Source organism: Streptomyces sp. NPDC021224, assembly GCF_044332905.1.
Taxonomy (GTDB): Bacteria; Actinomycetota; Actinomycetes; order Streptomycetales; family Streptomycetaceae; genus Actinacidiphila.
The window spans coordinates 64303-86665 of sequence record NZ_JBIRPW010000024.1 but is presented as its reverse complement, the minus strand read 5'-3'; the positions used below and the strand labels follow the sequence as shown (position 1 = coordinate 86665).

Sequence of the window (22363 nt, the reverse complement as noted above, 5' to 3'; positions counted from 1 at the left end):
CCACGAGTGGCCGGATATGCCCCACAGGGCACGCGGGCACTCGCAAACCCCTTGAGGCATCGAGTACACGTTGCGTGGAGGTTAACGACAACATTCGACCGAAGGCAAGGCTTCTCCGCCGGAAGCAGTGGCTCCATGTCTCACTCCGGCTGTAAATGTGCAGCTCAGATGCGTTTTTCTGAGCGTCAATCCACGGGGGGCGGAATGTGGCCAGCTTCAGCCATGAACTGTTATCGTTAACGAACTTCTGGTGATCTGGTGAGGAGCCGATGTGCAGTCCGCGTCTCGTTCGTACGACCCCCACCCCTGCTACGAACCGGTGGACGGGCAGGTGGTGACGGGCTGGCAGGCGACGACCGGCGGGCTGCCCGCCGGTCCGCTCGTCCTGTCGGTGGACGGGCCCTCCGCGGCCGACTGGGACGCGCTGGCCGACGGCCTGGCGGCTGCCCTCCGCTCCGCGGGACGCGAGGTGGAGCTGCTGGACGTGCGCGACCACTACGCGCCGTCCGCCGCCGAGCGGCTGAAGGCCCGGCCCGTCCCCGCCGACGACCCGTTCTTCACTCCGCTGTCCGAGGCGGACGTCGCGGACCTCTTCGACGTCGTGCCCGAGCCGGTGGAGCCTGCCGGCGACGGGGTCCTGCTGGTGTTCGGGCCGGGCGCGGCGCTCTGCGAGTCGGACCTGCTCTGGTACGCGGACCTGCCCAAGCGGTACGCCGAGGCCGCCGTGGCCGGCAAGGTGCTGCCGGTCGGCGTCAATCTCGGCCGCCCCGGCGGGCCCGGCGACCTCGTGGCCCTGTTCTACACCGACTGGCCCGTCCTCGACCGGCACCGGGACGCCATCGCCTGCCGGATCGACCGGTGGATCGACCTCCAGGACCCGGACGCGCCCGCCTCACTGGACGGCGCTGCGCTGCGCCGCACCCTGGCGCACCTGGCCCGGGGCCCGGTGCGCACCCGGCCCTACTTCAACTCCACTCCCTGGGGGGGCCAGTGGGCGGCGACCGAGCTGGGCTTCACCCCGGGCGGGGGCAACACGGCCCTGGGGTACGAGCTGATCGCCCCCGAGGCGGGAGTCCTCGTCGGCGCGCGGGGCGGCGCGCAGGTCGAGGTCCCGTTCCAGCTGCTGTGCGTGCGTCACCCCGAGGACATGCTCGGCCCGGAGGTGCACCGCCGCTTCGGCACCTCCTTCCCGATCCGGTTCGATTACCTCGACACGATGGGCGGCGGCAACCTGTCGCTGCACCTCCACCCGCAGGAGCAGTACATGCGGGAGGTGTTCGGATGGCCGTACACCCAGCACGAGACGTACTACGTCACCGCCTCGGAGCCGGGAGCCCAGGTGCTGCTCGGCCTCACCGAGCGCGCCGACCCCGGCGTCATGCGCCGGCAGGTGGAGGATGCCATCGCCGACGGCACCCCGCTGCCGGTGGCGGACCATGTGCAGAGCCACCCGGCCACGGTGGGTCAGCTGTTCATGATCCCCGCGGGCACGCCGCACGCCTCCGGCGCCGGCAACCTGGTGCTGGAGGTGAGCGCGACGCCGTACCTGTACTCCCTGCGCTTCTACGACTGGCTCCGCAAGGACGCCGCCGGCGCCTCCCGGCCTCTGCCGTACGAGCACGGTTTCGCCAACCTGGACGCCTCCCGGCGCGGCGACGCCGTGACGAAGGACCTGATCCAGCAGCCGCGTACGGTGCGTGCCGGTGAGGGCTGGCGCGAGGAGGTCATCGGCGCGCTGCCGGAGATGTTCTACGCGGTGCACCGCCTCGTCGTGTCCCCCGGTGCCGACGTCGCCGACGACACGGCAGGCCGCTTCCACATCCTCAACGTCTCCGCGGGCCGGGGGGCGGTCATCGAGACCGGTGAGGGCCGCAGTCACTTCCTGGCCTTCGCCGAAACCCTCACGGTCCCCGCCGCGGTGGGTTCCTACCGTGTCCGCTCCGTGGGACCCGACGAGGTGCACGTCGTGAAGGCCCTGGTGGTCGGGCAGTGACCGCCGCCGCCGCGGGTCCGGCCGCGCCGGTCCCCGTGCTGGAGATCGGCGGTACGCACGTCACCGCCGCACTCGTCGCCACGGACACCGGCCGCCCCGTCCCGTCGTCCGTGATCCGCAGGCCCCTGGACTCGCACGGCACCGCCGACGGCATCCTCGACACCGTCGCCCGCGCCGGGCTTGCGCTGCCGACGGGGCACCGGCCCTGCTGGGGTGTGGCGGTGCCGGGCCCCTTCGACTACGACGACGGCATCGGCCGCTACGTGGGCGTAGGCAAGTTCGAGTCGCTGTCCGGGGTGGACGTGGCGGCCGGTCTGCGCCGGCGCCTGGGCGATCGCGCCGATCGGCTTCGCTTCCTCAACGACGCCGATGCCTTCGGTCTCGGGGAGTACCGGGCCGGCGCCGCTGCCGGGCACGACCGCGTCGTGTGCCTGACGCTGGGCACCGGCGTGGGGTCGTCCTTCCTCGAACGCGGCCGGCCCGTCCACGACGACCCCCGGGTGCCGCCCGAGGGATTCGTCCACCACCTCACCGCGCACGGTGGGCCGCTGGAGGACACCGTCTCCCGCCGCGCCATCCGGGCACGCTACGCCCGCCGGGCGGCACTGCCGGACGGTCCCGGGGTCCCGGACGTCCGGGAGATCGCCGCACGTGCCCAGGACGGGGACCCCGTGGCCGCCGAGGTCTTCGAGTACGCTTTCGGCACGCTCGGCCAGGCCCTGGATCCCTGGATCGCCCGTTTCGAGGCCAGCTGCGTGGTCATCGGCGGGTCCATGGCCCGGTCGTGGGAGCTGGTCCACCCTGCTTTCACCGACGGGCTCCGCGCGGCGAGCACGCCGGCGGTGAGCGTCCAGCCGGCCGGACATCCGCAGGAGGCGCCGTTGACCGGGGCCGCCCAATGGGCCCAGGACGTGCCGGACCCCGCATGATGAGAGTGACTCCGCCGCTGGACGGCGCAGGCAGAAGGAGGGGCATGCCCACTCAGCGAGGCGGCGGACCGACCATGCACGACGTCGGCAAGCTCGCGCAGGTCAGTGCAATGACCGTCTCACGGGTGCTCAAGAACGACCCCGGCGTGTCGGAGGCGACCCGCGAACGCGTCTTCGCCGCTGTGGACCGGCTCGGCTACCGCCGCAACGAGACCGCCCGCAGCCTGCGCCTCGGGGGCAGCGGGATGATAGGGCTCGTCGTCACCAACCTTGCCAACCCGTTCTACTCGCGCCTCGCGCTCGGAGTGCAGGAGGTCGCCACCGAGCACGACTTCAGGGTGGTGCTCAGCAACTCCGCCGACCAGGTCGACAAGGAGCCCGGCCTGGTCGACGGCCTCGTCGACCACCAGGTCGAAGGGCTGATCGTCGTTCCCGCGGGAAGCCGGCAAAAGCACCTCGAGGACGCGATGCGCCGCGTCCCCGTCGTCCTGGCCGCACGGCCGCCGGCGGGACTCGACACCGACTGCGTACTCGTCGAGGACTTCCACGGAGCCCGCGAGGCCACGGCGTGCCTGCTGGCCGAAGGACACACCCGTGTCGCCTTCCTCGGCAACCCTCCCGCGCTGTACACCGGGACGGAACGTCTGCGCGGGTTCTGGGCGGCGCACGAGGAGGCCGGTGCCGAGCCGGACGGCTCCCTGATCCGCCAGGGCCTCGTCGACGCCGCGACGGCGGAGCGCGCGACCGCGGAACTCCTGGACCTGCCCAACCCCCCCACCGCGCTGTTCTGCGCCAACAACCGCATCAGCCAGGGCGCGATCCGGGTCCTGCTGAAGACGGGGACCAGCATTCCCCTCGCGGGGTTCGACGACTTCGACCTCTCCGACGTGCTCGGCCTGTCGCTCACGCTCGTCTCCTACGACGCCGACGAGATCGGCCGCCAGGCCGCGCGCCTGCTGCTCGACCGCCTCGGTAACCGGGGCGCAACCCCGCCCGCCGCCCGCCGCGTCACCGTTCCGACGCGCGTCATCCGTTACGGGCCGCCTTCCGGCGGCCCGCGCGAGGTCCGAGCATGAAGTTCCCCACCACCGTCAGGGACCACCCGACCGTCAAGGAGGCCCTTCGCCGCCTCGACGCGCTGGGCGACCCCCGGTTCGGGCAGACCCTCGTACGCTGCCTCGACGACACTCTGGCGCGCACCATCCGCTCGATGCCCGACGGCACGGCCTTCGTGGTGACCGGTGACATCCCCGCCATGTGGCTGCGCGACTCGACGACGCAGACGATGCCGTACCTGGCGCTGGTGCGGGACGACGCCCCGCTGCGGAACCTCGTCACCGCCGTGATGAGGCGACAGTTCCGGCAGATCGAACGCGACCCCTACGCGAACGCTTTCAACGCCGGGCCCTCCGGGCGGGCGCACGACGCGGACGACCTGTGCGAGGACCCATGGGTGTGGGAGGAGAAGTACGAGGTCGACTCCCTCGCTTTCCCGCTCCTGCTGGCCCACCGCTTCTGGATGGCCACCGGACTGACCGACCACCTCGAGGAGACCGCGCGCATCGCCCGCGTCGTCGTCACGGTGTGGCGCAGGGAGCAGGACCACGAGGGACGGTCGACGTACCGCTTCGTGCGGCAGGCCGGCCCGCCCGGCGACACGCTGCCCAACGGGGGACGGGGAACGCCGGTCGCCCGGACCGGCATGACCTGGAGCGGATTCCGGCCCAGCGACGACGCCTGCGTCCACGGGTACAACGTGCCTGCGAACCTGTGCGCGGCTGCCGCCCTCGACGGCGTGGCCGACATCGCACGCCACCTGTCGGACCCGGCACTCGCTGCCGACGCCGCGCTGCTGGCGGCGGAACTGCGCGAGGGCGTCCGCCGCCACGGGACCGTGCGCCACGCCGGCCTCGGCGAGATCTACGCGTACGAGGTGGACGGCCACGGCAACGCGCTCCTCATGGACGACGCCAACATGCCGAGCCTGCTGTCCCTGCCACTCGTCGCGAACATCCCCGCCACCGACCCGCTCTACCGTGCGACCCGGCAGTTCGTGCTCTCACCGGAGAACCCGACCTGGTACCGGGGGAGCGCCGCCGAGGGGGTGGGCAGCCCGCACACCCCCGCGGAGCACATCTGGCCGATCGCGATCGCCGTGCAGGGCCTGACGAGCGACGTCGCCCAGGACCGGCTGAGCGCGCTTCGCGTGCTGACCGACACCGACGCGGGCACCGGGGCGATGCACGAGTCCTTCCACAAGGACGACCCGCGCCGGTTCACCAGGCCCTGGTTCTCCTGGGCCAACGCGATGTACGCCGAACTCGCCCTGGACGTCGTCGGACTCGGCACCCGCTCCCTGTGGGCGGCCGGCGACACCGACCGTGGTGAGGCGCAGACGGTGTGACCCGGCACGTACAACGGCCTGGGCGGACTCGGCCCCGAAAACGGTCGCCCTGCCGGAGGGCCTCTGCGTCAGCAGCGCGCGCTCCGTGCTGCGTGAGCGCGCCGGCCCCTGCCGTCGTTGATGAGGATCCACAGGTAGTCGTCGTCGGCGTCCGGCGGACGCGGTACAGCAGGTTGTCGAGAACGGCCGGCGCCTGACCGACCGCCTCCGACTCCGGCCTGCCGCAGGTCAGGACAGGGACGGCTCCCGGTCGGCGGCGGCAGTTACCGCGTCGACGGCGGCGGGTGCGTCGACGACTCCCAGCCGCAGGTGCTCGATGTGGTGGACGGCTTGGTCGAGCAGGGCCGCGACGTGGTTGTCGTGCAGGGCGTAGATCACCGAGCGGCCCTGGCGGGTGCCGGTGACCAGTCCGAGGTTGCGCAGCAGGCGCAACTGGTGGGAGCAGGCCGACTGCTCCATCCCCACGGCCGTGGCCAGCTCCGTCGCCGCACACGGCCCTTCACGCAGCCGAGCCAGGATGAGCAGCCGCGACGGCGTCGACAGTGCCTGCAGCGTGGTAGCCACCTGCGCGGCATTGGCCGTCGTCAGGCGGGTGCGCGGCGGCTCGTTGTCGGCGGTGTTCGCTCCGTGGCCCATGGCACTATTCTACGGAACGGATCCATGAACGACTCTTCAAGTATTCCTGCTACGGTGGGAGGATCGTCCGTTCCTCGCGAGAAGGACCGCCACGCAGATGACCGCTGCTCTCGACCAGCACCCCCTCCAGGCCCCACCCCGGCACACGCCTGCCGCCGCCCCGCGGCGGCGCACGAGGGTGCTCGCTCTGGCCGAGGCCCGCTGGGCCGCGGCCGCTCTGGTGCTGTTTCTGGTCGCGCTGCCGCTGCAGCTCACCGGCGCCCCGGCATGGGCCTGGGGCCCGCTGTATGCGCTGACCTACGCCACCGGCGGGTGGGAGCCGGGCTGGGCCGGGATGCGGGCCCTGAAGGGAAAGACGCTGGACGTCGACCTGCTGATGATCGTCGCTGCCCTCGGCGCCGCGGCGATCGGGCAGGTCATGGACGGCGCCCTGCTGATCGTCATCTTCGCCACCTCCGGCGCCCTGGAGGCGCTGGCCACCGCACGCACCCAGGACGCGGTGCGCGGCCTGCTCGACCTCGCCCCCACCACCGCCACCCTGCTCGCCGACGACGGCACCGAGACGACCGTGGAGACCAGCTGCCTGGCGGTCGGCGACACCGTCCTGGTCCGCCCCGGCGAGCGTATCGGCGCGGACGGCATCGTGCTGGACGGTGCGAGCGACGTCGATCAGGCGACGATCACCGGCGAGCCGCTGCCGGTGGCCAAGCAGGCCGGGGGCGAGGTCTTCGCCGGCACTTTGAACGGGACCGGGGCGCTGCGGATCAAGGTCGAGCGCGCCCCCTCGGAGTCGGTGATCGCCCGGATCGTGGCCATGGTCGAGGAAGCCTCCGAGACCAAGGCGCCCACGCAGTTGTTCATCGAGAAGGTCGAACAGCGGTACAGCCTGGGCATGATCGCCGCGACCCTGGCGGTCTTTCTCGTCCCGCTGGCGTTCGGGGCGGCGCTGACCGCCTCGCTGCTGCGGGCGATGACCTTCATGATCGTCGCCTCGCCGTGCGCGGTGGTGCTGGCGACCATGCCGCCCCTGCTGTCCGCGATCGCCAACGCCGGCCGCCACGGCGTGCTCATCAAGTCCGCAGTGGTGATGGAACGCCTCGGGCAGGTCGACGCCGTCGCGATGGACAAGACCGGCACCCTGACCGAAGGCACGCCCCGCGTGGCCGCGATCCGCCCCCTGGCCGGCTCCGGCCTGAACGAGAACACCCTCCTGGTCCTGGCCGCCGCGGCCGAGCATCCCAGCGAGCACCCGCTGGCCCGCGCCGTCGTCGACGCCGCCCGCGACCGCGGCCTGGGCCTGCCTGCCGTGAGCAACTTCGCCTCCACCCCCGGCGTCGGCGTCACCGCCGTCCTGGGCAGCTCCACCATCGGCGTGGGCGCCCCGGCCCTGACGCTGAAGGAGTCGGGCGCGGACGGTACGGCGGCTCGCGCCGCGGTCGTCGCCGGTGAGCTGGAGGACAGCGGGTACACCGCCGTCCTGGTGCAGCGCGACGGCCGCCCCGTCGGCATTCTCGGCATCGCCGACCGGCTGCGCGCCGACGCGACCGCCACCGTGACCGCCCTCGGTCGGCTCACCGGCACCAGCGCGATGCTGCTGACCGGCGACAACCCGCGTGCCGCCGCCCGCCTGGCCGCCGAGGTCGGCATCACCGACGTGCGCGCCGGCCTGCTGCCACAGGACAAGGTCACCGCGGTCAAGGAGCTGGAGCAGGCCGGCCGCCGCGTGCTGGTGGTCGGCGACGGCGTCAACGACGCACCCGCACTCGCCGCCGCGCACACCGGTATCGCCATGGGACGGGCCGGATCCGACCTCGCGCTGGAGACCGCAGACGCCGTCGTCGTCCGCGACGAACTGGCCACCGTGCCCACCGCCGTGGCCCTGTCGCGGCGGGCGCGCCGGCTGGTGGTGCAGAACCTGGTCGTCGCCTCGGTGTTCATCACCGGCCTGGTCATCTGGGACCTCGCCGGCCACCTGCCGCTGCCGCTCGGCGTCGCAGGTCATGAAGGCTCCACCGTGATCGTCGGCCTCAACGGACTGCGCCTGCTCGCCGACGGCGCCTGGCGCCGCGCCCGCACCGGAACAGTCCGGTGAGCCGCCGCACCCCCGAAACCGCCCCGGCCCGCGGCGCGGCGGGGGCGGTCTGCTGCACCGTCACCGTGTGCCGCGGCGGCGGCTGCTGCGGCACCGCCAAGGTGCCCGGCCTCGACCACGCCGCCCAACTCGCGGACCTGCGAACGACCCTGCGAGATGTGGCCACCGTGCGGCCGGCCAATTGCCTGGACACCTGTGAGCACGCCAACGTCGTCGTCGTCCAGCCCTCCGCCGAAGGCCGCCGCGCCGGCGGCCGTCCGGTATGGCTCGGCCTGGTCAACGCCCCGGACGCCACCGCCGACATCGCCGCCTGGGTCCTCTCCGGAGGTCCCGGACTCCGACGGGCACTCGACGACTGAGCAAGGCCGGACAGGCAGGACCACGGGGTGCGCGACGCGGCGCACCGGGGCGCGATGGTCAGTGTTCGCCGGAGAAGACGTCCTTGACCTCGCGCAGCGCGTAATACACCAGTACGTATCCTGCGGTCGGATCGGCCCACCACAGTCCGGCCAGAGCGTTCAGCACGAGACCGGCCAGGACGGCGGCGGCCAGCAGACCGTCGATCAAGGTGACGCGGCCCTCGGTCTGCAGTACCGGATTGTCCAGGGCCGCGCCGGTACGGGCCTTGCCTGCGGCGAGCGCGAACATCACCGTGGCTGTCACCGCCGTCCAGCCGATACCCAACGGCGAGTGGTGCGGACGAAAGCCCGCCGCCAGGACCCAGGTGGACTGCACGAGCAGATACAGCGCCAGCAGCGTGAAACCGACACCGATCAGCTTCAGCGCATGTCGCTGCCGCTCCTCCCCGGCGCCCGACAACTCCCAGATCACCACCGTGGAAGCACCGATCTCGATCAGGGAGTCCAAGCCAAAACCCGCGAGCGCAACAGACCTCGCCGAAACGGCGGCGAAAGCCAGCACGACGATGCCAACCACGTTCCAGCCGAGAGTGACGTACTCCAAGGCAAAGCCCCGGCGGGTGAACGCCCGACGAGCGGCTACATCGTTGCTGGTCACCGCGCGATCCTCCCAGACGCGCCTACCGGCCTGACAGACACCACCGTCCGCTCCCCGCTGAAGTGCACACGCCATCGCGCGCCGCGGCACATCACTCCTTGGTCACGCCGCCCTGCGGCCGTCGGACGTTGGTGTTCTCTTCCGGACTGCGGGGGCTGCCAGGCCGGAACAGGATGCGGACAGGGGGAGGTCGGTCCACTGACCTGACCGGAGGCGCTTCATGACTGTGCCGGTGGGAGCTGGGGGGATCGGTGGAGGAGTGGGGCCGGGGTGTCAGTGGGGGTGGTTGAGGAGTTGCTGGAAGGTGCGGGCGTGCGTGGCTTCGTCGGTGGCGTTGTGGCGGAAGACGCGGGCGGCCTGGTGGTCGCCTGCGGCGTCGGCGCGGGCGGCGAAGGTGGGGTACATGACGGTGGCTTCGTAGGTCTCGCCGGCGACGGTCCTGGTCAGATTCTGGCGGGTGGTGCCGACCAGGCCGTACAGTGCGGCCTCGCCGGCGAAGTGCTCGCGCAGCTCGACCTGTCCGGTGCCCTGGAAGAGGCGGCCCAGCGCGGGGCGGCCGTCGGCCGTGGCGTGCTCGCCGTACAGGGTGTAGCGGGCGTGGGCGAGGGCCTCTCCGTGCATGGTGGTGTCGAGGTTGGCCAGGGTGCGGGCGGAGTGGACCTGGGGGCCGCCTGCCGGGACCTGGACGGCGTCGACGGGCGGCGGGGCGGGGATGCGGCCGAGGCCGGTTTCCACGACGTGCAGGGCGGCCTGGAAGTTGGCCAGGTGGGCCGCCTCGTCGTGGGCGATCTCGGTGAAGAGCGCGGCGGCGTTGTCGTCGCCGTCGGCGGTGGCCTGGCGGGCGAAGGTGGGGTACATGGTGGTGGTCTCATAGGCCTCGCCGGCGATGGCGGCTCGCAGGTTGTCCGCGTCGCCGCGTACGACGCCGGCCAGGGCGGCTTCTGCGCGGAAGTGGTCGTTGAGCTCGGTGGACGCGGTGCGCCGGTAGGTCCCTGCGGTTACCGGGAGGTGTTCGCGGTCGGCCTGGGCGGCGTAGAAGGTGTAGGAGGCGTTGGCGTAAGCCTCGCCGGTCATCGCGGTGTCGAGATCGGCCAGTGTCTGCGGGGCCGGCGCCGCGGAGGCGGCGCCGTGGGGTGCCGGACCGGCTGCCTGTGGTGAGGCGGAGACGGCGCGGGCGGGTGCGGCGAGCACGAGAGCGGCTGCGGCGGTGGACAGGCAGGCCAGGGCGGCCCGGGCGGCGAGTCGTGTCACGGTCTTCCTCTTTCAGGTCGTTGACTTCCCCCTCGCAGGCGACCCCATCACCGACAGGAGGCGGGTGGCGACCGCGCCTCGTCCATCGGCTCGATCCGTGGAAGGAGAATTCACCCACCCAGCCTTTTCGCCAGGCCGAACGGGCGCAGGCCGCCTGCTGCCCGGGTGTTTGCAATACGGGCGAGGCGTCGGGGACGCCTCGTGCTGCGTCTGGGTGTACGGGAGTGCGCGCCACCGTCGGCGTCGCCTGCGTGGTCTCTACGGTGGCCGTACACCCCTACCGATCCTGGAGCCGATGTGGGAACCACGACCGTCAACGGACTCCCGGCGCATCCGTTGTGGGTGCACGCCGTGGTGATCTTGGTGCCGTTGTCGGCGCTGCTTCTGCTGGCGTGTGCGGCGTGGCCTGTGGTGATGCGCAGGGCCGGGGTGGTGCTGCCGCTGCTGGCCCTGGTGGCGCTGGTGTCAGTGCCGCTGGCCACGAATGCCGGGGAGTGGCTGCAGGAGCGGGTGCCGGAGACTGCGGCGGTCGAGCACCACACGGAGATGGGCGGCGACCTGCTGCCCTGGAGCGTGGGGGTCTTCGTCGTGTCGGTGGTGCTGTGGGCCCTGCATCGCGGGGTCCTGCGCCGTCTTGCGCAGTCCGCTGACGGGCGTGAGGGGGCGTGGGTGGACCGGGTGTCCTTGACCACGGCGGCAGGGCGTGTGGTGGCGGTCGTGCTGGCACTGGTCGTGGGAGCGGGAGCGGTGGTGGAGGTCTACCGGATCGGCGATTCCGGGGCCAAGTCGGTGTGGCAGCACCGCTGACCCGGTGTCCGGTTCGAAGAGACCGGCGGCCTGGGCCGAAGGACCCTTTCGTGATCGCCGGCCGGCCGGGTGCGGTGGTGGAGGAGCGGAACGCATCCGGCTGTGCGGGACGGAGGTGAGTGATGGGCGGGCGGGACGGCGGGACCGGACAGCGGCAGGCGTCTGGAGCAGCACGGCGGTGGGTGGAACCGGTGCTGTTCGCGCTCACCACCGCCTCCCTGGTCGCGGGCGGTGCTGCCCGGCTCGCCGGGGCAGGGACTCCGGCCGACGGGTTCTGGGCGGCGGGAACGGTGCTGGCGATCGTCCCCGCGGTGGCTTGGGTGGTCCAGGCGTTGCGCCGTGGCCGGGCCGGAGTCGACCTGATCGCAGTCCTCGCGCTGGCGGGAACCCTGGCCACGGGGGAGTATCTGGCCGGGGCGCTGATCGCGCTCATGCTGTCCACGGGCCGCTGGCTGGACGCGGCCGCCGAACGCCGGGCCTCACACGACCTGCGGCACCTGCTGGAGCACGCCCCCCGCTCAGCCCGCCGCCGTGCCGGAGACCAGGTGGAGACCATTTCCCTGGGGGAGGTCGAGGCTGGTGATCTGCTGGTCGTCGGCCCCGGCGAGGTGGTGCCCGTCGACGGACGGGTCGAGGGCGGCAGCGCGCTGCTCGACGAATCCGTGCTGACCGGCGAGTCCGTTCCCGTCGAGCGCACCGCGGGCGAGAGTGTCCGCAGTGGTGGTGTCAATGCCGGCAGCGCCTTCGAGCTGCGCGCCACCGCCACCGAACAGGACAGCACCTACGCCGAGATCGTCCGCCTCGCCCAGCAGGCCGCTGCCCAGAACGCGCCGGTGATCCGGCTGGCGGATCGATACGCCGCATGGTTCCTCCCCCTGTCCCTGGCCGTGGCGGGGCTGGCGTGGCTGGCCGGCGGCTCGGCCGTGCGAGCGGTGGCCGTGCTGGTCGTCGCCACCCCTTGCCCGCTGCTGCTGGCCGCACCCGTCGCGATCGTCTCGGGCCTGTCCCGCGCCGCCCGGCAAGGCGTCGTGATCCGGGACGGCGCCGCGCTGGAGACTCTCGCCCGCGCCCGCACTCTGGTCCTCGACAAGACCGGCACCCTCACCACCGGCCGTCCCCGTGTCCTGGACATCGCCACCGCACCGGGGACGACACCCGACGAGGCACTCACCCTGGCCGCCTCCGTCGACCAGTACTCCCCCCACGTCCTGGCCCGAGCCCTCACCGACGAAGCCCACACCCGCCGACTGCCGCTGCGCCCCGCACACGAGATCACCGAAGAACCAGGCCGCGGAGCCACCGGCCGTATCGGCACCACGACGGTCAGCGTGGGCAAACACGACACACATCCCCTGCCTGCCTGGGCCCGCGCCGCCGACAACCGAGCCGCCCTCGACGGCGCAGCCGTCGCCTGGCTGACCGTCGACGGCCATCTCACCGCCGCCGTGCTCCTGCGCGACCCTTTGCGCACCGACGCACCGCGCGCCATCCGGCGTCTGCGTGAAGCCGGCATCCAACGCGTACTGATGCTCACCGGCGACCGAACCGAACCGGCCCAGGAAATCGCCGCCGTCCTCGGCCTGGACGACCTCCACGCACGCCAGAGCCCCGCCGACAAGGTCGCCGCCGTCCGAGCAGAACACGAACGCGCGGTCACCGTCATGGTCGGCGACGGCGTCAACGACGCACCCGCCCTCGCCGCCGCCGACGTCGGCGTCGCCATGGGAGCCCGCGGGTCCAGCGCCTCCTCCGAAGCCGCCGACATCGTCCTTACCGCCGACCGCGTCGACCGCCTCGCCGACGCCTGCACCATCGCCGTCCGAGCCCGGCACATCGCCACCCAGAGCGCCCTGGCCGGCATGGCCATGTCGCTGGCAGCCATGGTCGCCGCCGCCCTCGGCCTGCTCCCACCCGCAGTCGGCGCCCTGCTCCAAGAAGGCATCGACGTCGCCGTCATCCTCAACGCCCTGCGCGCCCTGCGCCTCGACCGCACCACCCGCGTAACCCTCGACCCGGCCACACAACGTCTCCTCCAGCGCTTCGCAGCCGAACACGACAACCTGCGCGACATCGTCGAAGCCGTCCGTGACGCCGCCGACCGCCTCAGCAACGCCACAGATCCGCAGACCCTGGAGACGATCCACCACGTTCACCGACTGCTGGACGAACGCCTTCTGCCCCACGAACGCGCCGAGGAGCACGAGCTCTACCCCGCCCTCGCCAACGCCCTCGGCGGCCTCGAGACCACCGCCACCATGAGCCGCGCACACACCGAGATCCACCGCCTCGCCCACCGTATCGACACCCACCTGCAGCTCGCCGACAGCCAAGACGGCCTCCACCCCGAACAAATCGACGACCTGCGCGCCTGCCTCTACGGCCTGCACAGCGTCCTCCGCCTGCACTTCACCCAGGAAGAGGAGAACTACTTCACCCTGACACCCTGACGAGCCCTGCTCACCGGGCTTCTGCAGCGTGGCCGCTCCGCACGCGCGCACCTGGCGCGTCGGCGCTGCGCGAACCGCGGGCGCCCCGTTCGGCCCTGTCGGGCCAGGCGTCTCGGGGCGAGAGCGACAGGGGAGGGGGTTGTTCGATGCTAAACAGCCCAGGGCAGGTCGTGGCAGCGACGGTGGAGCAACTGCTACGGAGCGACTACAGACCGGTCACCTCGGCAGTGAGGTCCGTGTGGACGTCCACCACGCCCTCGACCGTCCGGGCCAGGCGGCCTGCCACCGGAATGAGCCCGGGATCGTGAACCCGGCCTCTGAGCCATACGACGCCTTCGCGGACGTCCACCCGCGGCCCCGCCTCGTCCGGGAACAGCGCGTGGACGACCTCCTTGCGGACTTCGGCGGCGATCTCCGAGTCGGGGCGGAGGAATACCTCCAGGAGGTCGCCGCGGCTGACGACGCCGCGCAACCTGTCCTCCGCGTCGGTCACCGGCAGCCGCTTGACCTTGCGCTGCGCCATGATGCGCGCGGCCTGCGCCAGCGTGGTTCCGCTGTGGACGCACACCGCGGGAGAGGTCATCAGGTGCTCGGCGGTGACGGCGTCGGCCTTGGAGACGTCGGAGAGCGCGTGGACCGAGCCGAAGCGGCCGGGCTCGCTGTCGCGCAGTTGCTCCTTGTGCAGCAGGTCCGCCTCCGACACCACCCCCACGACCCGCCCGTCCCCCTGGAGCACGGGGAGTGCGCTCACTTTCCATTTCTCCAGCGTCGCCACGATCTCCTTGAACGTCGCGTCAGGGCTGACTGCGACGACCTTCTGCGTCATGACGTCACCGACGGTACGCGGTGAGTTGTACATGATCATCTCTCCTGCAGATCGGGCGACGGCCGGGCAGAGCGGGGGCCCGCCTGACCCGGTCATCGCGTCGGTTGCCCCAGGGCCGCATGCACCTGCGCGGCGATGTCCCGCGCCCAGGCGCTGATCCGCTCGGGGTCCCGGAAGTCCCCGCCCTGTCCGCGAGCGAGGATCATGCGGGCGACCGGACCCCGCGCCCCGGGGACGAGCCGTCCGCCGAAAGTCGCGTGCCCCGCGGCGTCGACCCGGTCGGCGAGGTGCCGGACCGCAGTGGTGGGCGGGAGGCGGCTCCGGGCCGCCGGGGCGTCCAGCGGTCCGCTGCTGAAAAGCCAGACCGGAAGGGACGCCAGGGCCGTGCGGTGCCGGCGGGCGAAGCGGGTGGCCTCGCGCAGCCAGCGGCCGCCGTACAGGCCGGAGCCGAGCACCACGGCGCGGACCGGGGGCAGATCCCGTACCGCCGCCGCGGGCCGCACCACGGCCTCGACGCCCTCGGCGGCCAGCGCCGCACCGATCCAACCGGCGATCTCCGCGGTGCCCCCGTTCCTCGACGCGTAGGCGACCAGGACGACCGGCGCTTCCGCCCCGGCTCCGCCGTGCGCACTGCCGGGGCGCTCCGGGATCACGGCAGCAGCCTCCCGGGCTCGTGCGGCGCCACCGCGGTCGCCTCGTCGGTGCGGTAGCCGATGTCCCCGGTGACTTCGACGACCCCGTCCACGCCCTCGCAGAGCCGCATCAGCACAGGGACGAGGCTGCGCCGCTCCACGCTGCCGTGCAGCGCCACCTTGCCGTCGGTGACCTTGACCCCCACCTCGTCGGCGCTGATGCCGAGCGTGCGTTCGAGGATGTCACCGGCGATCTCCTCGCGGATGAGGTGGTCGCGGCGCAGGAAGACCCGCAGCAGGTCGGCGCGGCTGATGATGCCGGCCAGGCGACCCGTGTCGTCCACGACGGGAAGGCGCTTGACGTCGGCCTGGTCCATGGCCCGGGCTGCCTGCACCGCCGACCACTCCGCCCTGGCCACCACGGCCGGCGCGGTCATCAGCGCGGCCGCAGTGGTCCTCTCCGCCGAGGGCTCCGGCGGCGGCACGTCCAGCAGTCCGGGCAGTCCGGCCGGCTCGGGCCGCCCCGCTTCCCGGTGCACGAGGTCGGCCTCCGAGACGACGCCCAGTGGACGGTCCTCGTCGTCGACCACCGGCAGGGCGGTGACGCCGTTGTCCACCAGGAGCTTGGCGACCTCCTTGAAGGGGGTCTCCGGCCTGGCCCGTACCACCGTGTGCGTCATGAGGTCGCTGACGGTCCTGTGCGTGGACATCGCCGGTCTCCTTTCCACGGGACTCCACTCCACCGTGCCGATTTCGTGCCGTGGTGTTCAGGGCCGTCGGTCGCTCGGTGCGGGGCCGACCGGTCCTCCACGGTCCGGCGGCGTCAGGCGTCAGGCGGTCGTGGAGCGACGAGCAGCGGGCAGTCGGTGTGATGAACCAGGGCGCGGCTGGTGGAGCCGAGGAGCAGGCCGCGGAAGCCGCCGCGACCCCTGCTGCCGACGACGAGGCAGCGGGCCTGCCGGGAGACGGAGGCGAGCATCAGCGCGGGGTCGCCGCTTCGGATCTCCTGCCGCACTTCGGTGTCCGGGTAGCGCCGCCGGTGGCCCGCCAGCTGCTCGGCCACGAGCAGTTCGGTGTCCTCCCGGTACTCCGCCCACGCGTAGTCGCGGGGGTTGCGCACCGCGACGGCGACCAGCGGTGCCCCGGCGGCGTCAGCCTCCTCGAAGGCCAGGTCCACCGCTGCCGTGGACGCGGACGACCCGTCGACGCCGACGACGACCGGTCCCGCGGCGTCCGGGGGGATTCCGGGGATCAGGGCCACCGGGCACGGCACCTGGCCGACCAGGGCATGCCCCTTGCCGCTCCCGGCGAATGCCCCTTCCACTCCGGTGAGCCGACGGGCGCCGAGGACCATGACAGCCGCCCGCTCACCCGCGTCGCGCAGGACGCGCACCGCTCGGCCGCTCACCAGCTCGGTGGTGACCCTCAGCCCCGGCCGCGAGGCCAGCGCCTCGTCGCGCGCCCTGCCCAGCACCGTCTCCCCGCCCGCCCGGAAGTGCCGGGCCCACGCGTGCGCAGGGTGCTCGGGTCCGGCGTTCGGCGAGGTGCCGCGCGGCCACTCCTGGGCGTGCAGGAGGTGCAGGGGGAGCCCGCGTGCCGCGGCCTCCTGGGCGGCCCACTCGACGACCGGTCCGTTCCGCTCGGTCCGGACGGTGGAGACGCCGGCGACCACGCCCTCGTGTGTCTCGGTCATGGGGATTGCCTCTCCTCGGGGTCAGCCCGCGGTGATGCGGCGGCCGGTGATCCGTTCCGGTTCGATCCGCACCCACAGCAGGCGCTCACCGCCGGCCCACGGCGCTGAGGCGGTCTGCGTCCCCAGGTCGCGTACGGCGTCGGGGTCGGTGACGGCGGACGCGAGGCCGACGACCAGGACGCTCCAGCCCTCGCTGAGCGCCTCGTCGGTGCGGTCCACCTCGAAGGCGACCCGCCGGCCGGCGGCCAGGGCGGGGCCGGCGGTCCGCTCGGTGCGGAAGACGACGGCGCCGCCCACCACGGCGTAGTTGACCGGGAGAACCGCCGGCCCGTCCTCCGTGGTCACCGCGATCCGGCCGATTCCGTGGTCGGACAGCAGCGTGCGGCACTCGTCGGGGTCCAGCGCGGTCAGCCGCGGGGCGTCCGCGGCCTCGCCGAGGCCGGGTGGCAGCCCGGCGTCGGCGCCGCGCAGCCGGGTCACGCTGGTGTCCAGGGCGCCGGCGACCCTCAGCAGAAAGGTCGGCCCCGGGGAGGCGAAGGGACGCTCCTCGACGTAGCGCAGGTACTCGGGGGCGATACCGGCCCGGTCCGCCACCTGCTCGCGGCTGAGGCCCAGCTCGCGGCGGCGCAACGCCAGCCGGCGGCCGATGTCACCGACCGGAGCGGATTCCTGTGCCATGGCGCCCGCCTTCCTGTCCCCCCTGACGTGCGGCCGTCGGCCCTGCCCGGGGCCCGGCCCTGTCACGTCCAGGTTCGCCGCGGCGTGGCGGCGGGCGCATGAGCGGCACGGACCCCGGGGGAGGGGCCGGAAGGCCCTTTCCGCCGCGGTTCCGCCGCTGTCACCGGACGGACCGCGTGCGACGGCGGTCGCCAGGGGCGGCGGTTACCGTGGCAGATGGCGGGGGTGGTGCCGGGTCGGGTACATCACGCACCCCTCGGGAGGACGCAGTGGGCCAGACCGGCGGCAACGAGGCGCACCTTCCGCGGCTGGAGCTCGATCAGCTCCTGGACGAGCTGCACGGGCGGCTCGACGTCGCCCGTGGGACTCAGGGAAGGACCCACGACCTGCTGGAAGCGGTGCTGTCCATCGGCCGGGAACTGGACCTCACACAGGTGCTGCGCCGGATCGTGGGATCGGCAGTCGCGCTCGTGGACGCCGAGTACGGCGCGTTGGGGGTCGTCGAAGGCGGCCGGATGGCGGAGTTCCTCACCGTCGGCGTCGGCGCGGACGAGGCGAGGGCGATCGGCTCGCCACCGTCGGGGCACGGCATCCTCGGCGAGCTGAACCGCCACCCCGCGCCGTTGCGGCTGACCGAGATCGGCGATCACCCGTCGTCGTGCGGCTTCCCCCCGCACCAGCCGCCGATGCACAGCTTCCTGGGGATACCGATCAGGGTGCGCGACGAGGTGTTCGGCAACCTGTACCTGACCCAGAAGCGCGGCGGAGGGCAGTTCGACGACGAGGACGAGACCGTTCTCGGAACCTTCGCCGTGGCGGCGGGTGTCGCCGTCGAGAACGCCCGGCTCTACGAGTCGGCCCGCGCCCGGCAGCGCTGGATCGAGGCCAACGCCGACATCGTGGCGGGCCTGCTCTCCGGCGTAGGGGAGGTCGGGGAGGAGGAGGTGCTGGAGCGGATCGTCCGGCACGCCAGGGACATTGCCACCGCCGACCTCGGCGTCCTCGCGCTGCCGGCCGACGGCGGTGCACTGAAGGTGGTGATCGCGGTGGGAACGTGCGCCGACGACCACCGCGGCCTGGTGCTCCCGCGCGAGGGGTCCTTCCTGGGCACCGCGATGGCCGCGGAGGCGCCGATCACCACGGAGGACATCTGCAAGGACCCTCGGGCAGGCGCGGGCCCGCCTCGGTTCGGCGGCCTCGGACCCGCAGTCGCCGTCCCGATGATCACCGACGAGGGAGTACGGGGCGCGGTTCTGCTGGCGCGCGAGCAGGGTGCGGCGCCGTTCACGGAGATCGAGGCCGAGCCGCTGCTGGCCTTCACCGGCCAGGCCGCGCTCGCTCTGCGACTGGCCGAACGGCGCCGGGCCGCGGAGCAGCTCACCGTGCTGGAGGACCGTGACCGCATCGCCCGGGACCTGCACGACCTGGCCGTTCAGCGGCTCTTCGCCACCGGCATGACCCTGCAGAGCGTCCAGCGCTTCGTGGACCATCCGCAGGCCGCCGAGCGGCTGCAGCGGGCCGTGGACGACCTGGACGAGACGATCAGGATCATCCGAGCCACGATCTTCGGACTGCGGGCCGACGAGGCGGCAGGCCGCCCGCCCGGGCTGCGCGCCCGGGCGGCCGCGGAGGTCGAGCAGGCCGCGGGGCCCCTGGGCTTCACGCCCGCGCTGCGCATGGAGGGGCTGCTCGACACCGACGTGCCGCCCCCGATCGCGGACGAGGCAGTCGCCGTGGTGACCGAGGCGCTGTCCAACACCGCGCGGCACGCCCGGGCCGGCGCCGTGGAGGTCGCGCTCGCCGTGACCGCCGGACGGCTGACCGTCACGGTCACCGACGACGGCAAGGGCGTCCCGGCGGGCACTCCGCGGCGCGGGCTGGCCAACCTCGCCCGGCGTGCCGAACACCTCGGCGGCGGGTTCGGGATCACTCCGGGCCCACGTGGTGGCACCCGCCTGACCTGGTGCGTACCGCTCGGCGGAACCGGCGGATGAACTCCTCGGGCGTTCAGGCGCCAATGCCGAGTACGTCGGTGACGGGTCGGCGCGGCGTCGCGGGTCCTTCCGGCCCGTAGCCGAACCGCATCACCATCTGCACGTGCACGTACTCCTCGCGCGGGTCCCGCAGGGCCCACCGCAGGTCCGGCCACTCCACCGCCTGGCTGAACAGCGACGCCCGCACGCCGTGCGCGGTGGCGACCAGCAGGGCGCGTTCCAGGCCCTGCCCGGCCCGCAGCCAGTCCGCCGGCCCGTCGTTCATGGTGCCGAGAACGGCCACGGCGGGGCGCTGCTCGTACGCCTCGGGCAGCCGTGGAGTGGTGCCGAGCCCCGCGGTGAAGTCGCGTACCGGCATCCGCCCGGTGCTGTCACGAGAGGAGAGCGCTGCGGTCGGGACACCGCTGCTGGTACCGTCGCGCACCCACGCCCGGCTCTCCGCGGCCCGCGCGGGATCGGCGAGACCGCGCCACTCGGCCTCGGACGTCAGCTGCAGGACGCGCGCGGTCTCCTGCGGGCCCGGGAACACCAGGTGCGCGTCCTCCGCGGCAGCGGCCGCCGCGATCTCGGCACGGATCCCGGACGGAACCGGAGGGCCGGTTGAACGGGAAACGGCTGCTGTGCCGGCGCCGGAGTGCTTCGTACAGTTCGGCCTCTTCGTGCCGTTCCCCGAAGCCTCGGGGGCCGGCCAGGCGTACCTTTGCCAGCAGCCCGGGTCGGCAGGCCGGGGCAGCAGCCGGACGACCGGCTCCCAGCCGAAGCGGGCCACGGCTGCCCGCAGATTGAACACGGCCGCCCCGGCGGAGACGTGCAGCCCCCGCCCGCCGGGATCGATGCGGTACAGCGCCCGGTCGGCGGCGGCGTGCACCTCCACCGTGGTGGTGGCCGGGTCGAGACGGAACCGCCAGGGCTGCGTGTTGTGGATCGAGGGCGCGGCCGCGGCCACGAGCTTCTCCAAGGCCGCCCCGTCCAGCGCTCGTGCCGCCGTTCCGCTCGTCATGGCCGCCTCCTCACCCCCCGCTCCCAGCGTGCAGGAGAGAGGAACGGCCGGTGCAGGGCCTCAGGCCATCGCTCCCGGCGTCGAACGGCCCGGCCCGGAGGCTGCCTCAGCGGCCGCCCTGCCGTGACCCCGGCGTCCCACGGGTCGCGATCACGGCTGCCTGCACCCGGCGCTCCACGCCGAGCTTCGCCAGCAGCCGGGAGACGTTGTTCTTGACCGTCTTCTCGGAGAGGTAGAGCTGCTCGCCGATCTGCCGGTTGGTCAGGCCCTCGCCGACGAGGTCCAGGATCTCCCGCTCGCGCGGCGACAGCTCGTCCAGCGGCTGCTCCGTGGCGGCGGCGGGGGCGCGGTCGCCGCGCAGCGTGCTCATGAGCCGCGCCGTGGTGGCCGGGTCCAGCAGCGACTGGCCGGTGGCGACGGTACGGACCGCGTCGACGAGGTCGGCGCCCTTGATCTGCTTGAGGACGTAGCCCGCGGCCCCGGCCATGATCGCGTCCAGCAGCGCGTCGTCGTCGTCGAACGAGGTCAGCATCAGGCACGCCAGCCCGGGGACGGACGAGCGCAGCTCGCGGCACACGGTGATGCCCTCACCGTCCGGCAGCCGCACGTCGAGCACGGCGACGTCCGGGCGCAGCGCGGGCGCCCGGGCCAGCGCGTGGTCGGCGTCGCCCGCCTCGCCGACCACCTCGATGTCCGGCTCGGCGTCCAGCAGGTCGTGCAGCCCCCGCCGGACCACCTCGTGGTCGTCGAGCAGGAACACCCGGATCGGCGACTGAGCGGAGAACCCCTCCGACCGGCCCATGACGTGCCTCCTCCGCCGTGCGTACGGCTCCGAGCCGCCACTGCTGGTTTCGATACTCATGCTGCGGCACGGCGGCTGCCAGGGCCCGACGGGCCTGCACCGCGCCGTCCGGGTGGTCTGCGCGTCCCGACCCGCCGGGGCGGCCGGGCCGTTCGTCCCCGCTCCGGCGCCGTACGGCACTGGCCGCGGTACGGCAGGGGAGAGAAAGTGGAGAAAACGGGAAACACCAGGCCGGGAGGCGGATGCGGTCATGAACAAGCCACTGACGGTCGGTGTCGACGGGTCCGACGCCAGCCTGCGGGCCCTGGACTGGGCCATCGCCGAGGCGGACAGGCGCAATCTGCCGCTGCGTGTCGTCCACGCGGCGCTCTGGGAGCGCTACACCAGGGCGGCGCCGAGTTTCGGCACCGCCCGACCGGGGCGCTGGGTCCTGGCGGAGAACATCGTCGGGTCGGCCCGGGAGCGTGTGGCGCGCCTCGGCCCCGATGTGCGGGTGACCGCGGACGTATTCCTCGACGATCCGGTGGAAGCGCTGCTCAAGGCGGCGCCCGAGTCGTCGGCCCTGGTGGTCGGCAACCGGGGGCGCGGCGAACTCGCCGACATGCTGCTCGGTTCCGTCGGCCTCCGGGTCGCCGGACGCGCCCCGTGCCCGGTCGTCGTGGTCCGCGGCGCCGAACCGAACGTAAGGGGGGACTTCGGCCGCGTCAGCCTCGGTGTGGGCGGCAAGGGAGAGTCTTCCACCGCGGTGCGGTGGGCGTTCCGGGAGGCGGAGGCGCGCGGGGCCGAGCTGAACGCCCTGCACGCATGGCGCCGCAGGCACACCGGGACCGGCGACGCCCCGCAGGACGCCGGAGCGGAATCGGTACGGTCGGCGCGGGTCCTCGACGACGCAGTGGGCGTGGTCAGCGGCGACTTCCCCGCGGTGACGGCCCGCACCGGCACCGCGGAAGCCCCTGCCAGGGACGTTCTGCTGGAGGCCGCCGTGTCGAGCGACCTGCTGGTGGTGGGCGCGCACCGGCGTGACGGCGGGCCCGGACTCCAACTCGGGGCCGTCAACCACGCGCTGCTGCACCACGCTCCCTGCCCGGTCGCCGTCGTGCCGCAGGACGGGTGACGCGTGACGTGCGCGGGCCGCCCCGGGCCGGGGCGGCCCGCGCACGTG

At 73.2% G+C, this 22363-nt stretch carries 20 protein-coding genes; 10 read left to right on the top strand and 10 right to left on the bottom strand.

The features are described 5' to 3' along the window. Positions 1 to 271 precede the first annotated feature (271 nt). From ACH4PY_RS35015 to ACH4PY_RS35000, 4 genes are read left to right on the top strand one after another with little or no spacing between them, the layout of a single operon-like run. The gene (locus ACH4PY_RS35015; RefSeq protein ID WP_398192460.1) at positions 272 to 1993 is read left to right on the top strand and encodes a class I mannose-6-phosphate isomerase; all 1722 of its coding nucleotides are present in this window, start codon (positions 272 to 274) and stop codon (positions 1991 to 1993) included. Further along, positions 1990 to 2922: an ROK family protein gene (locus tag ACH4PY_RS35010; protein ID WP_398192458.1), complete on the top strand. Its 933-nt coding sequence runs from the start codon at positions 1990 to 1992 to the stop codon at positions 2920 to 2922. Before ACH4PY_RS35015 ends, ACH4PY_RS35010 begins: the two co-directional genes overlap by 4 nt. 44 nt (positions 2923 to 2966) lie before the next feature. Then, complete coding sequence (locus ACH4PY_RS35005) at positions 2967 to 3998, top strand: LacI family DNA-binding transcriptional regulator (RefSeq protein ID WP_398192456.1); 1032 nt, start codon at positions 2967 to 2969, stop codon at positions 3996 to 3998. Continuing rightward, complete coding sequence (locus tag ACH4PY_RS35000; protein WP_398192454.1) at positions 3995 to 5326, top strand: glycoside hydrolase family 125 protein; 1332 nt, start codon at positions 3995 to 3997, stop codon at positions 5324 to 5326. Before ACH4PY_RS35005 ends, ACH4PY_RS35000 begins: the two co-directional genes overlap by 4 nt. A gap of 228 nt (positions 5327 to 5554) precedes the next feature. On the opposite strand, the gene ACH4PY_RS34995 is transcribed toward ACH4PY_RS35000, so the two are convergent. Beyond that, entirely contained in the window at positions 5555 to 5962 is a 408-nt protein-coding gene (locus ACH4PY_RS34995) for an ArsR/SmtB family transcription factor (RefSeq protein ID WP_398192452.1), read from the bottom strand. Between the two features lie 97 nt (positions 5963 to 6059). On the opposite strand from ACH4PY_RS34995, the gene ACH4PY_RS34990 reads away from it, so the two are divergent. Together ACH4PY_RS34990 and ACH4PY_RS34985 are read left to right on the top strand one after the other, a co-directional pair. After that, positions 6060 to 8054, top strand: a complete 1995-nt coding sequence (locus ACH4PY_RS34990; RefSeq protein ID WP_398192450.1) for a heavy metal translocating P-type ATPase — start codon at positions 6060 to 6062, stop codon at positions 8052 to 8054. Next, a complete protein-coding gene (locus ACH4PY_RS34985; protein WP_398192448.1) occupies positions 8051 to 8413 on the top strand; it encodes a (2Fe-2S) ferredoxin domain-containing protein in 363 nt (120 codons plus the stop codon). Before ACH4PY_RS34990 ends, ACH4PY_RS34985 begins: the two co-directional genes overlap by 4 nt. Before the next feature lie 58 nt (positions 8414 to 8471). On the opposite strand, the gene ACH4PY_RS34980 is transcribed toward ACH4PY_RS34985, so the two are convergent. Together ACH4PY_RS34980 and ACH4PY_RS34975 are read right to left on the bottom strand one after the other, a co-directional pair. Further along, positions 8472 to 9071, bottom strand: coding sequence for a cation transporter (locus tag ACH4PY_RS34980; protein WP_398192446.1), 600 nt, complete (start codon positions 9069 to 9071; stop codon positions 8472 to 8474). 273 nt (positions 9072 to 9344) lie between these two features. After that, positions 9345 to 10322 carry a rubrerythrin family protein gene (locus ACH4PY_RS34975; protein WP_398192444.1) on the bottom strand — a complete coding sequence of 326 codons (978 nt, stop codon included), beginning with the start codon at positions 10320 to 10322 and terminating at the stop codon, positions 9345 to 9347. 297 nt (positions 10323 to 10619) lie between these two features. Between ACH4PY_RS34975 and ACH4PY_RS34970 the strand changes: the two genes are divergently transcribed. Both ACH4PY_RS34970 and ACH4PY_RS34965 read left to right on the top strand, forming a co-directional pair. Continuing rightward, the gene (locus ACH4PY_RS34970) at positions 10620 to 11129 is read left to right on the top strand and encodes a DUF2231 domain-containing protein (RefSeq protein WP_398192442.1); all 510 of its coding nucleotides are present in this window, start codon (positions 10620 to 10622) and stop codon (positions 11127 to 11129) included. A gap of 122 nt (positions 11130 to 11251) precedes the next feature. Further along, positions 11252 to 13576 (top strand): heavy metal translocating P-type ATPase, encoded by a 2325-nt coding sequence (locus tag ACH4PY_RS34965; RefSeq protein ID WP_398192440.1) that lies wholly within the window; start codon positions 11252 to 11254, stop codon positions 13574 to 13576. 205 nt (positions 13577 to 13781) lie between these two features. On the opposite strand, the gene ACH4PY_RS34960 is transcribed toward ACH4PY_RS34965, so the two are convergent. The 5 genes from ACH4PY_RS34960 to ACH4PY_RS34940 form a co-directional block, all read right to left on the bottom strand. After that, positions 13782 to 14435 carry a CBS domain-containing protein gene (locus ACH4PY_RS34960; RefSeq protein WP_398192438.1) on the bottom strand — a complete coding sequence of 218 codons (654 nt, stop codon included), beginning with the start codon at positions 14433 to 14435 and terminating at the stop codon, positions 13782 to 13784. 59 nt (positions 14436 to 14494) lie between these two features. Beyond that, the gene (locus tag ACH4PY_RS34955) at positions 14495 to 15055 is read right to left on the bottom strand and encodes a flavodoxin domain-containing protein (RefSeq protein WP_398192436.1); all 561 of its coding nucleotides are present in this window, start codon (positions 15053 to 15055) and stop codon (positions 14495 to 14497) included. After that, entirely contained in the window at positions 15052 to 15744 is a 693-nt protein-coding gene (locus tag ACH4PY_RS34950) for a CBS domain-containing protein (RefSeq protein WP_398192434.1), read from the bottom strand. The genes ACH4PY_RS34955 and ACH4PY_RS34950 overlap by 4 nt, the downstream gene beginning before the upstream one ends. Positions 15745 to 15857: 113 nt before the next feature. Further along, positions 15858 to 16727 carry a universal stress protein gene (locus ACH4PY_RS34945; RefSeq protein WP_398192432.1) on the bottom strand — a complete coding sequence of 290 codons (870 nt, stop codon included), beginning with the start codon at positions 16725 to 16727 and terminating at the stop codon, positions 15858 to 15860. Positions 16728 to 16748: 21 nt separating this feature from the next. Next, positions 16749 to 17405, bottom strand: coding sequence for a helix-turn-helix domain-containing protein (locus ACH4PY_RS34940; RefSeq protein ID WP_398192430.1), 657 nt, complete (start codon positions 17403 to 17405; stop codon positions 16749 to 16751). A 269-nt stretch (positions 17406 to 17674) separates the two neighbouring features. Between ACH4PY_RS34940 and ACH4PY_RS34935 the strand changes: the two genes are divergently transcribed. Beyond that, complete coding sequence (locus tag ACH4PY_RS34935; protein ID WP_398192428.1) at positions 17675 to 19399, top strand: GAF domain-containing sensor histidine kinase; 1725 nt, start codon at positions 17675 to 17677, stop codon at positions 19397 to 19399. A gap of 13 nt (positions 19400 to 19412) precedes the next feature. Here ACH4PY_RS34935 and ACH4PY_RS34930 read toward each other — a convergent pair whose 3' ends face one another. Next, complete coding sequence (locus ACH4PY_RS34930) at positions 19413 to 20399, bottom strand: Acg family FMN-binding oxidoreductase (protein ID WP_398192426.1); 987 nt, start codon at positions 20397 to 20399, stop codon at positions 19413 to 19415. Positions 20400 to 20505: 106 nt separating this feature from the next. Then, complete coding sequence (locus tag ACH4PY_RS34925; RefSeq protein ID WP_398192424.1) at positions 20506 to 21201, bottom strand: response regulator; 696 nt, start codon at positions 21199 to 21201, stop codon at positions 20506 to 20508. Positions 21202 to 21451: 250 nt separating this feature from the next. On the opposite strand from ACH4PY_RS34925, the gene ACH4PY_RS34920 reads away from it, so the two are divergent. Further along, positions 21452 to 22315 (top strand): universal stress protein, encoded by an 864-nt coding sequence (locus ACH4PY_RS34920; RefSeq protein WP_398192422.1) that lies wholly within the window; start codon positions 21452 to 21454, stop codon positions 22313 to 22315. Positions 22316 to 22363: the final 48 nt, after the last annotated feature.

Bases quoted from the DNA above. Each gene is read 5' to 3' on its own strand.
- ACH4PY_RS35005 (WP_398192456.1), top strand. From the start codon at position 2,967: ATGCCCACTCAGCGAGGCGGCGGACCGACCATGCACGACGTCGGCAAG.
- ACH4PY_RS35000 (WP_398192454.1), top strand. From the start codon at position 3,995: ATGAAGTTCCCCACCACCGTCAGGGACCACCCGACCGTCAAGGAGGCC.
- ACH4PY_RS34995 (WP_398192452.1), bottom strand. From the start codon at position 5,962: ATGGGCCACGGAGCGAACACCGCCGACAACGAGCCGCCGCGCACCCGC.
- ACH4PY_RS34990 (WP_398192450.1), top strand. From the start codon at position 6,060: ATGACCGCTGCTCTCGACCAGCACCCCCTCCAGGCCCCACCCCGGCAC.
- ACH4PY_RS34965 (WP_398192440.1), top strand. From the start codon at position 11,252: ATGGGCGGGCGGGACGGCGGGACCGGACAGCGGCAGGCGTCTGGAGCA.
- ACH4PY_RS34960 (WP_398192438.1), bottom strand. From the start codon at position 14,435: ATGTACAACTCACCGCGTACCGTCGGTGACGTCATGACGCAGAAGGTC.
- ACH4PY_RS34950 (WP_398192434.1), bottom strand. From the start codon at position 15,744: ATGTCCACGCACAGGACCGTCAGCGACCTCATGACGCACACGGTGGTA.
- ACH4PY_RS34945 (WP_398192432.1), bottom strand. From the start codon at position 16,727: ATGACCGAGACACACGAGGGCGTGGTCGCCGGCGTCTCCACCGTCCGG.
- ACH4PY_RS34940 (WP_398192430.1), bottom strand. From the start codon at position 17,405: ATGGCACAGGAATCCGCTCCGGTCGGTGACATCGGCCGCCGGCTGGCG.
- ACH4PY_RS34930 (WP_398192426.1), bottom strand. From the start codon at position 20,399: ATGACGAGCGGAACGGCGGCACGAGCGCTGGACGGGGCGGCCTTGGAG.
- ACH4PY_RS34925 (WP_398192424.1), bottom strand. From the start codon at position 21,201: ATGGGCCGGTCGGAGGGGTTCTCCGCTCAGTCGCCGATCCGGGTGTTC.
- ACH4PY_RS34920 (WP_398192422.1), top strand. From the start codon at position 21,452: ATGAACAAGCCACTGACGGTCGGTGTCGACGGGTCCGACGCCAGCCTG.